The organism is Rahnella sp. NRRL B-41462 (assembly GCF_003263525.1).
Classification (GTDB): Bacteria; Pseudomonadota; Gammaproteobacteria; order Enterobacterales; family Enterobacteriaceae; genus Rahnella; species Rahnella aceris.
On sequence record NZ_JYDF01000128.1, the window covers coordinates 1 to 10,155 of the forward strand.

General features: G+C 57.6%; 8 protein-coding genes. 7 read left to right on the forward strand and 1 reads right to left on the reverse strand.

Annotated features, from left to right (window positions below):
- Positions 1–133 precede the first annotated feature (133 nt).
- Entirely contained in the window at positions 134–907 is a 774-nt protein-coding gene (locus UC14_RS23790) for a GntR family transcriptional regulator (protein ID WP_112152613.1), read from the reverse strand.
- A gap of 77 nt (positions 908–984) precedes the next feature.
- On the opposite strand from UC14_RS23790, the gene UC14_RS23795 reads away from it, so the two are divergent.
- From UC14_RS23795 to UC14_RS23825, 7 genes are read left to right on the forward strand one after another with little or no spacing between them, the layout of a single operon-like run.
- Positions 985–2,301, forward strand: a complete 1,317-nt coding sequence (locus UC14_RS23795; protein WP_112198561.1) for a M20 family metallopeptidase — start codon at positions 985–987, stop codon at positions 2,299–2,301.
- Between the two features lie 2 nt (positions 2,302–2,303).
- The gene (locus UC14_RS23800; RefSeq protein ID WP_013575727.1) at positions 2,304–3,899 is read left to right on the forward strand and encodes an ABC transporter substrate-binding protein; all 1,596 of its coding nucleotides are present in this window, start codon (positions 2,304–2,306) and stop codon (positions 3,897–3,899) included.
- A gap of 15 nt (positions 3,900–3,914) precedes the next feature.
- Positions 3,915–4,862 carry an ABC transporter permease gene (locus tag UC14_RS23805; RefSeq protein ID WP_013575726.1) on the forward strand — a complete coding sequence of 316 codons (948 nt, stop codon included), beginning with the start codon at positions 3,915–3,917 and terminating at the stop codon, positions 4,860–4,862.
- The gene (locus UC14_RS23810; protein ID WP_013575725.1) at positions 4,855–5,682 is read left to right on the forward strand and encodes an ABC transporter permease; all 828 of its coding nucleotides are present in this window, start codon (positions 4,855–4,857) and stop codon (positions 5,680–5,682) included. Before UC14_RS23805 ends, UC14_RS23810 begins: the two co-directional genes overlap by 8 nt.
- Positions 5,682–7,316 carry an ABC transporter ATP-binding protein gene (locus UC14_RS23815; RefSeq protein WP_013575724.1) on the forward strand — a complete coding sequence of 545 codons (1,635 nt, stop codon included), beginning with the start codon at positions 5,682–5,684 and terminating at the stop codon, positions 7,314–7,316. The genes UC14_RS23810 and UC14_RS23815 overlap by 1 nt, the downstream gene beginning before the upstream one ends.
- A gap of 17 nt (positions 7,317–7,333) precedes the next feature.
- Positions 7,334–8,557, forward strand: coding sequence for a M20 family metallopeptidase (locus UC14_RS23820; RefSeq protein WP_013575723.1), 1,224 nt, complete (start codon positions 7,334–7,336; stop codon positions 8,555–8,557).
- Positions 8,558–8,574: 17 nt separating this feature from the next.
- The gene (locus tag UC14_RS23825) at positions 8,575–9,690 is read left to right on the forward strand and encodes a Xaa-Pro peptidase family protein (RefSeq protein WP_112198562.1); all 1,116 of its coding nucleotides are present in this window, start codon (positions 8,575–8,577) and stop codon (positions 9,688–9,690) included.
- The last annotated feature ends 465 nt before the right edge of the window (positions 9,691–10,155 follow it).

Sequence of the window (10,155 nt, forward strand, 5' to 3'; positions counted from 1 at the left end):
CGAAGCGCGCAGTGAAAAAGCGCGGGAGTCCAGAGGGCGCGCGCTTACGCGTCCTCTGGGCCAGTGTGGGCGGCGAGCCCACGACCTTGAAGTTGAAGTTGATTTTAAAGCGCCCCCCCGTTGCCCCCTGCCACTACCGGATCTCATTCACATACATAAAGTGATCGGTGCTGAACCTGTGGTGCGCCATGATCACCGGCACGGCGCTTTGATCAAACGACACTTCGTCGATCACCATCACCGCGTGCGGGGCCTCGAGTTCCAGCCATTTCAGGTCGTCGGCATCGGCCATTTCGGCGATTAACTGCTCGCGCACGGCCGCCACGCGGACCCCGTATTTTTCCAGCAGAAAACGGTAAAGCAGCGGCGGTAAATCATCCGCTGCGGGGAAGTCCGGCAGGCGTTCGGCCGGTAATACCAGCCGTTCATGCATGGCGGGAATGCCTTTAACCCGGCGTAAACGGCGGATGCGGATAACCGGTGCGCCGTCGTCAATTTGCAGCTTTTCGGCTTCACGGGCGCTGGCCTGGCCGGTCTGATGATCGAGCAAAATCGTCTCAGAATTCAGTAACGCACCGTCGCGGCCATGCAGGCGGAAATACTGAAAGAAATAACTGAGATTGTGCAGCGGTGCCCAGCCAGTGACCACGGTGCCGGTCTTGCGACGCCGCATCAGCATGCCTTCCGTCGTCAGCGCCGAAAGCGCTTTGCGTACCGTTCCCACCGAAACCCCGAAGTCTGCCGCCAGCGCATTTTCGCTCGGCAAAACCGTACCCGGCGGCAGCTCGCCAATCAGAATGGATTCGCTGATGTGACGTTTCACCACTTCATATAACGGCGCGGATTCCCTTTCGCTTAACCGGCCAAAAGGGGAAGCGTCCTGCTCTGCTTTATTTTGTTGTGTCATACCTGATTACCTATTGACCTGAACGGGCATCTGCTTTATCTATAAACTATATAGAAATAGAATAAAGCGAGTATAGCATGTCGTGCGAAGGAAGTTTGCAAATTGCGCTGGACTCCATCCGGCAGGACGAAACCGCCATTTTACAGGATCTCAGCCAGATGCTGGCAGTAGATACCTGCTTCCCGCCGGGCACCGGTTATCCGGCATTTGCCAGCCTGATGGAATCTCTGCTGGAGCCGATGGGGTTTGTCTGCGAGCGCGTCAGCGTGCCGGAAAACTTGTGGCAAACGCCGGACGGCAGTGCGCAGGGCGAACGGGTGAATGTGATTGCTACCTTGCCGGGCAGCGCCGCCGAAGCCTGTAATCTCTATTTTCACGTCGATACTGTTCCGGCGGGCGATGGCTGGAATTACCCGCCACTGACGCTGACGCAGGCTGATGGCAAACTGATCGGTCGCGGCGCGGCAGACATGAAAGGCACGGTTGTGGCGGCGCTCGCGGCAATTCGCGCCGCGCAACGTCACGGGCTGGCGCTGAAATTCAACCCGGTTCTGCTGTTGTGTACCGATGAAGAAGGTGGTCTGTACCCCGGTGTGCGCTATCTGGCGGAGCAAAAATTATTCTCCGGCCACATGCTCAGCTTTAACGGCGGGGCGGTACCGCGTATCTGGGGCGGCTGTTTCGGCAGCATCGACCTCAAAATTTGTATCACCGGCCGGTCGGCGCACTCCGGCGATCCGGTCGGGGGCATCAATGCCATTGAAGAAAGCCTGCCGCTGATGAATGCGCTGCACACGCTCAAACGTGACGTTGAACAGCGCGCTTCCGCCATGCCTGCACCCCCTCATTTCGAAGGACGTCCGCTCACATCACGTCTCACGCTGGCTGCCGCGCAAGGGGGTGGCAAAGGTTCAACCCTGCCCGCACGCTTTGAACTGCTGGTTAACCGCCGCTATTCGCCGGAAGAATTGTTCGAAACCGTCTTTAAAGAACTCACGGATTGTATCGGGCAGGCGATGAAAGATTCTGCGGCGCTGGCGGTGGAATATCACCTGATCGGCCATCTGGCTCCGGTCAGCGATCCGACCGGCCCGCACTGGCCGCGCTGGCTTGCGGCGCTCAGTCAGGGTTTTGGCTTCCACGCAAACGATTTCGCTGTCTGGGGTTCTTCCACCAGTTCCGACATGGGCTGGGTTCAGCAGGCAGGCATTCAGGAAATTTTACTCGGCGGGCTCGCCCGGCCGGAAAACCGTATCCATGCATCGGACGAATACACAACGATGCAGGACGTCGTCGCGTTATCGCAGTCAATTCTTGCTTATTTAGCTTCTGATTTTACTCCGACAGAAAATTCGCCAACCCAGGGCTTTTCGAATTCAGCAGAGAGGGTTTAATAATGTGTGCAATGAAAGGCGTTAACCGCCGTCAGTTTATCGCAGGATCCACCATTCTCACCGGCGCGGCGATGTTACCGTGGTCGGGCAATGTCGCCGCTGCCGTTTCCAGCGCCACGGACGCCAGCGGTTCACCGCGCAAGGGCGGGGTGCTGCGCATCAGCGTAGATCAGGCCGCCGGTATGCTTAATCCGCAGCAGGCGCGCGTCAATCCGGAATATCTGCTGGCTGAGTTGCTGTACAGCGGGCTGACCCGTCTGACGCAGGACATGAAAGCTGAAGCGGATCTGGCCGAATCCTGGAAAGCCAGCGACGACCTGACGCAGTGGACCTTTACCCTGCGTAAAAACCTCAGCTTTCACGACGGTTCTGCCTGTACCTCCGCCGATGTGGTGGCCAGCCTGAATGCCATTCTCGACCCGAAAAATGCTTCACCGGGGCAACACAATATTGGCCCGATCAAAACCGTCACCGCGCCGGATGCCGATACGGTAGTGATTGGCACCGACGGTCCGTACGCCGATCTGCCGGTGATGCTGGCGTATCCCGATGCCAAAATTATTCCCGCAGCGATTGCGGGCGGCCAGCCAGAACGCCTGAGCAAAGAGGCCATCGGTACCGGACCGTTTAAACTGGTGTCGTTTGAGCCTGAACGCCTGATTGTTGTTGAGCGCAATCCGCATTATTACGATCCGTCCCGTCCGCATCTGGACCGCGTTGAAGTGGTGGTCTATCCGGATGCCATTGCAGAAGGCTCGGCGCTGATTGCCGGTGACACCGATCTGATGCTTTCCGCCGCCTCTACTGAATTTGCCCGCCTGTCAAAATCCTCCGGCATCGTGCCGCTGCGCGTGTCGTCCGGTCAGTTCCTCAACGTGAATATGGGGTGTGACACCAAACCGTTTAACGATGTGCGCGTCCGTCAGGCGCTGGCGCTGTGTGTGGATCGCAAAGCTACTGTGGATTTTGTTGCCGAAGGCTACGGCACGGCAGGTAATGATACGCCGCTCAACACGGCCTATCCGTATTACCTGAACGAACCCCTCAAAGAACCGGATTACGCCAAAGCCAAAGCGTTGCTGAAAGATGCCGGTTATCCCGACGGATTAGATCTGACGCTGATCGCTTCCGACAAACCGTCCACCCGCACCCAGCTTGGAATTGCGTTGCGCGAAATGGCCAAACCGGGTGGTTTTCGCATTAATGTGCAGACGATGGCACACAGCACTTATCTCGATCAGGTGTGGAAAAAAGGCAATTTTTACGTCGGCTTCTACAACATGCAGCCCACGCCGGATGCCGTTTTCTCCCTGCTTTACACCTCGACGGCCTCCTGGAACGAAACCCGCTGGAATAACACTGAATTTGATACCGCAGTGAAAGCCGCGCGTGAAACAGCGGATCCGGCAAAACGCACCGAACTGTACGGCAAGGCGCAAAAACTGATGCACGATCAAGTGCCGTCACTCATTCCGGCGTTCTTCGATTTGCTGGCGGCAGGGCGCGATTACGTTGCCGGTTATCAGCTGCATCCGCGTGGTGCGGTGTTCCGTCTTGATCATGTGTGGCTGACGGCGAAAGCCCCAACCCGAAAATAACAGGGGGCATTGACAGTGACGGCGAGTTATTTGTTCAAACGTTTCATGCTGGTGATTTACACCCTGCTGGTGGTGTCGCTGCTGGTTTTTGGCATTACGCAATTGTTACCGGCGGATGCCGCCGTCACCCTGCTGGGGCAGAACGCCACGCCGCAAGCGCTGGCCGCCGTGCGTGCGCGTCTCGGGCTAAATGATCCGGCCTGGCTGCAATACTGGCACTGGCTGCGCGGCGTGCTGCACGGTGATTTCGGTGTGTCGATGCGTAACGGTTTGCCGGTGGCACCCACCATTATGGCGGCACTGGGGCGCTCCCTGCTGCTGGCCGTGTGCGCGCTGTTGCTGATGCTGGTTGTCGCGATTCCACTCGGGATCTGGGCGGCGGTCCGGCGCGGGAAACTGGCCGATATGCTGGTCAGCGTGTTGTCGTATGTCGGCATTTCATTTCCGGAATTTGTGACCGCCACACTGTTATTGCTGCTGTTTGCCGATGTCTGGCAAATCCTGCCCGCCACCGGGTATGTACCGCTGACGGAGGATTTCCGGGGAGGCATCAGCCATCTGATCCTGCCGTCGGTGACGGTGGCAATGATACTGGTGGCGCACGTTTCACGCATGGTGCGCTCGGAGATGGTCGATGTGTTGCAGACCGATTATATCCGCGCGGCACATCTCAAAGGGTTGTCGCGCCGCAGGATTTTGTGGCGGCACGCGTTACGTAACGGCCTGCTGCCGACCATCACCATTGTGGCGCTTGATGTCGGTTATCTGCTCGGCGGTATCGTGGTGGTGGAAGAGATTTTCGCCATTCCGGGGATTGGCCGTGAACTGATCGTCGCTGTTCAGGCGCGGGATTTACCGACCATTCAGGCCGGGGTGCTGATCCTTGCCGCGACCTATTCCATCGTCAATTTCCTGGCCGATCTGGCCTATGTTTTCCTCGATAAACGGATCAGTTATGCGTGATGTGATGAAGCATTTAATCCGTTCGCCGCAGGGCGCTGTCGGGTTATTTATCTTAGTGGTGGCTGCGCTGATGGTGTGCGGCGGGGCGCATATCGCGCCTTATGATCCGGAATCGATTTCGATTCTGGCGCGGTACAAAGCCCCCTCGGCAGAACACTGGTTCGGTACCGATCAGCTCGGACGCGATATTTTCAGCCGCGTGATGGTCGGTGCGCGCGCCACGATAGTGCTGTCACTGCTGGCGACATTAATGTCGATGGTCACTGGCGCGGTGATTGGCACCGCCAGCGCCTATCTGGGCGGCAAAACTGACGAAGCGATTATGCGCACTATGGATGCGGTAATGTCGATCCCGAGCCTGTTGTTCGCATTGCTGATTGTCAGCACCCTCGGTCAGAGCAGCTTCAATGCTGTACTGGCGATCACTATCGCATTTGTGCCCGGCATGGTGCGCATCGCCCGCAGCGTCTCGCTGGCAGCGCGTCAGCAGGATTACGTCAGCGCGGCGATTGCCCGTGGTGAAGCCACGCACTACATCATTTTGCGTGAAATGCTGCCCAATATTGTCGCGCCAATCATCGTGGAAGCCACTATCCGCGTGGCTTTCGCCATCATGTTATTTGCCACACTGAGTTTCCTCGGCCTCGGCGCACAACCGCCTGAGCCGGAATGGGGACTGATGGTGTCGGAAGCCCGTGCATATTTCTTTAACGCGCCATGGATGATGCTGATCCCGGGGGTGGCGATCGCGCTGGTGGCGATTGGTTTTAACCTGCTGGGCGATGGCCTGCGCGATGCGCTTAACCCGAGGAGCCACTGATGAGCGACGCCGTATTAGCCATAGAAAATTACAGCCTCGACTACCTGCTGCCTCAGTCAGAGCCGTTGCAGGTTTTGCAGGACATTTCACTCAGTGTGCAGCGCGGTGAAGTGGTCGGGCTGGTCGGGGAATCCGGTTCGGGTAAAACCACGCTGGGCTGGTCGGTTATGCGCTACATGGCTGCCAATGCGCGTGAACGCAGCGGGCGCATTCTGCTGGCGGGTGAGGATTTATGCCAGATGTCTGCGCCACAACTTGAAAACCTGCGCGGCGGCAAGCTGGGCATGATTTTTCAGGATCCGGGAGCTTCGCTGAATCCGACACTGACCCTCGGCGAACAGATCACCGAAGTGCTGATCCGCCATCGCGGGCTGGATGCCAGACAGGCGCTGGAGCTGGGCATTCAGTTGCTCAGCCACGTCGAGCTGAAAAATCCGGCGGCAATGATGAAGCGTTATCCGCATCAGGTGTCCGGCGGCGAAAAACAACGTGTACTGATCGCCACGGCCTTTGCCTGCGAGCCGCAATGTCTGATTTTCGATGAACCGACCACGGCACTTGATGTCATCAGTTCGGCACAAATTCTGGCATTGTTTGCCCGTCTGCGTGAGGAAACCGGCGTTGCCTCGCTGTACATCTCGCACGATCTGGCGCTGGTGTCAGCGGTGGCAGACCGCGTCTGTGTGCTGGAAAAAGGTCACATTGTTGAACAGGCCACCGCGCGCACGCTGTTCCTTTCGCCACAACATGCTTACACACAAAAGCTGGTAGCCGCAGTGCCGGATCCCGCGCATCGTCTGACAGATGCCACTCCGGTGTCAGCGCAGCCGCTGCTTAGCCTGCAAAACATCAATATTGATTATGGTCGTCACGGTTTGCTGGATCGACTTCTGCGCCGTGAAAACGGTAAAACCCGTGCTGCGTCGGATGTCAGCCTGACAGTGCATCGCGGGGAAATCGTCGGCGTGGTGGGGGAGTCCGGCTCCGGTAAGTCGTCGCTGGCAAAAGCACTGACCGGTCTGGTGCCGTTCAGCGGCAAAGTGGATTTTAACGGTTACAACCTGTCTGGCCGCGCCGAAATGGATAAAGACTATCGCCGCCGTGTGCAGATGATTTTCCAGCATCCTGACGCCTCACTCAATCCGCGTCAGCGTATCGGTGAGATCATCGCCCGTCCGTTGCGGCTGTACGGTTTGCCAGAGGGTGAAAACGAAGCGCAGGCGGTAGCGCGCTTGCTGGAGGATGTCCGGTTGCCTGCCAGTTTCGCCCGGCGTTTTCCGCATGAACTTTCCGGTGGACAGAAGCAGCGCGTGGCGATTGCCCGTGCGTTTGCGCATCCGCCTGAACTGGTGATTTGCGATGAAATCACTGCCGCACTCGATGTCTCGGTGCAGGCGACGGTGATTGAGTTATTGCTGGAACTGCGCCGTCGCTACGGCACCGCTTATCTGTTTATTACCCACGATCTGAACCTGATCCGCCAGATTGCACACCGCGTGGCGGTGATGTATCGCGGGGATTTGCTGGAAGTGCTGCCGGGCGAGGCTATGGCGCAACATGCCAGTCACGATTATACGAAGGCATTGCTGGCAGCGGTGCATACGCCTGAAAAGGCCATCACAGAACATCTTTGATACTGAAAGGGTTACACATGAATTCTCAACAATTACTGGCCGCAGTTGATGATGACTATTGCCTGAATTTTCTGGCGCGGATGGTGCAGCACAAAAGTTACAGCCAGACAGACGGCGAGCGCAAACTGGCAGAATATATGGCCAGCCAGATGCAGATGCTCGGGCTGGAAACGCAACTGCAACCGGTGCCGGGCGAGCGTCTGAACGCTATCGGCACGCTTCGCGGAGAGGGCGGCGGCCACAGTTTGCTGTTCAACGGCCACCTCGATACCAACCCGGTGACCGAAGGCTGGACGGTCGACCCGTGGGAAGGAAAAATCGATGATGAATTCATTTACGGCATCGGTGTTTCCAACATGAAAGCAGGTGACGCGGCCTATTTCTGTGCGCTGAAAACGCTGATCGACAACGGTGTGAAACTTAAAGGCGACGTTATCCTGACGTATGTGGTCGGTGAATTGCAGGGCGGAATCGGCACCATTGCGGCCATCGAACAGGGCATCAAAGCCGATTATTTTATCAACTCAGAACCGACCGATGTGCAGGCGATGACCATGCATGCCGGGTCGCTGATGTTCACCATCGAACTGACCGGCGATACGCGCCATCTTTCGAAGCGCGAAGAAGCGGTCGATGCGATTCAGGCGGCCATCAGGTTAATCCCGCAAATCAATAACATCACTTTTACCGGCGCGGAAACGGACGATCACCGCAAAATTAACCGCGGCCATATCGGCACCATCCACGGCGCGCTGGGACGTGATTTAGAGGAATGGCGTCCGCCACAGGTCGCTGACTTCGTGCGCCTCAGCGGATCTGCGCGTTTTGCGCCGGGGCAAACGGTTGATACCGTGCTGGCCGATTTACAGGCGCTGCTCGATGACCTGTGCAGCGAATTTCCCGGCTTGCAGGCAGAACTGTTTGATGACGGTAAACGCCATCGCCCGACCATGCTGCCGTTCGAAGTATCGCCGGAATCGCCCATCGTTAAAGCGGTGAACCGTGCCTATCAGACGGTACGCGGTGAACAACAGCCCACCGGCGTTATTACGCCACCGGCTTTTTATGGCACTGATGCCGCGCATTTCTACCAGATGCTGGGCATGGAAGGCGTGGTCTGCGGGCCGGGTGGCAAGTTCAACACCATGCCGGACGAGCGTGTTCACATTAAAGATTTCCTCGATACCGTGCGGGTTTACCTGCTGGCAATCCTCGAAATCTGTCAGCCGGTTGAAGCCTGATTGAAGAGGGGCAACAGATGTCGATGGCTGTGAATCTGGCGGCATTGAGCCGCCTGCGTGACGCCATGCGCATGGCGGATGCCGACGTTATGCTGGTCGACAGTGGTGAACTGCTGGCGTGGCTGACCGGTTTTACCGTATCGGAAACGATGTACCGCGCCTGTCTGGTGCCGCTGAGCGGCGAGCCGTGGATGGTGCTGCGCAAGCTTGATGAAGCGCCGTGTCGTCAGTTGAGCTGGCTGCGTGACGTTGTCACTTATGATGACGCTGAGAACCCCTGGAAGTGTGTGGCGCAAAGCCTGATTTCACGCGGTTATCGCGACTGCCGTCTTGGCGCAGACACCCGTTCTTACGGCATGACGGCAGATACCTGGCAGCAGCTTTCCGAACATTTACCCGAAGCCGTCTGGCGGCCTTTGCCGGGTGTCAGCGACAGTCTGCGGCAGGTGAAATTTCCTTATGAGCTGGACCTCCTTCAGCAGGCGGCGCATATCGCGGATACCGCGTTTCTGACGCTGAAAGAGCAGGTGAACGCGGGCTGGCGTGTGCGGGACGTTGCCGCGCTGGCGGCACAGATTTTTCTTTCTGAAGGTGCTGATACCGGTGAAACCGGTCCGGTTGTCCGTTCCGCCGGAGACAGCGGTTTTCTGCATGCGCAGACGCATGAGGATATTATCCAGAACGGCGACATTCTGCATGTGGAACTGATCCCCAAGGTAAAACACTACAGCGCCCGCCTGATGCGCCCGTTTATCCCCGGCGGAATCAGTCCGGAGCAACACCACATCGCCCGCCAGCTTATCGCCCTGCAGGATGCGCAGATCGCCGCCATGAAACCGGGCGCGAAAGCCCGTGACGTCGATGCGATTTTACGCAACGCCGTGCTCGCCGCCGGGTTACGCGCTGATTACGGTAACGTCACCGGTTACGCGCTCGGGCTTTACACCCGTACGCCACGCCCGAGTGATTTTTCGCATTGCTTTACGCCAGCAGCAGACTGGAGGCTGGAGGAAAACATGGTGTTCCATATGTACACTTCGGCAGCCGGACTGGCGTTCAGCGAGACAGTCGTGGTGAGGCCGGAAGGCGGAATGAGGATGAGTCGTTTACCGAGGGAGGTGATTTTGATTTAAAAAGGGAGGGGGGGCGACCTAATTGCAAATTCAAATTCAAAACCTTGGGTTGCCACCCAAACTGGCCCAGAGGACGCGTAAGCGCGCGCCCTCTGGACTCCCGCGCTTTTTCACTACGCGCTGTCGCTAGACACTATGTTTCAGTTACCACGGAGACAGGCTGGAAATCTTGCCGCTGCGCGGTGCCTTCTCTCGGTCCTGGAGCCTTTGGTCTCCAGGCCGCTCCGTTCAGCAAGATTTCTGAATCGCCCGCACGATCTTAAATTCAAAGGCAGACAGTTTTTAGATTTCAACATCAGTCAGGTTGTGAATTAAGAGCCTGAGGCCGGTTCCAAAATACCGCCGGACGAGAGGTGGAAAACCGCGCATCTTTTTGCGCGGGTTGTAACCCGATGGGAGGGAACCGCGCAGCGGCGGGATTTTGCGGCTATCACTGCGGCTGATGAAACATAGTCAGCGAGCGGA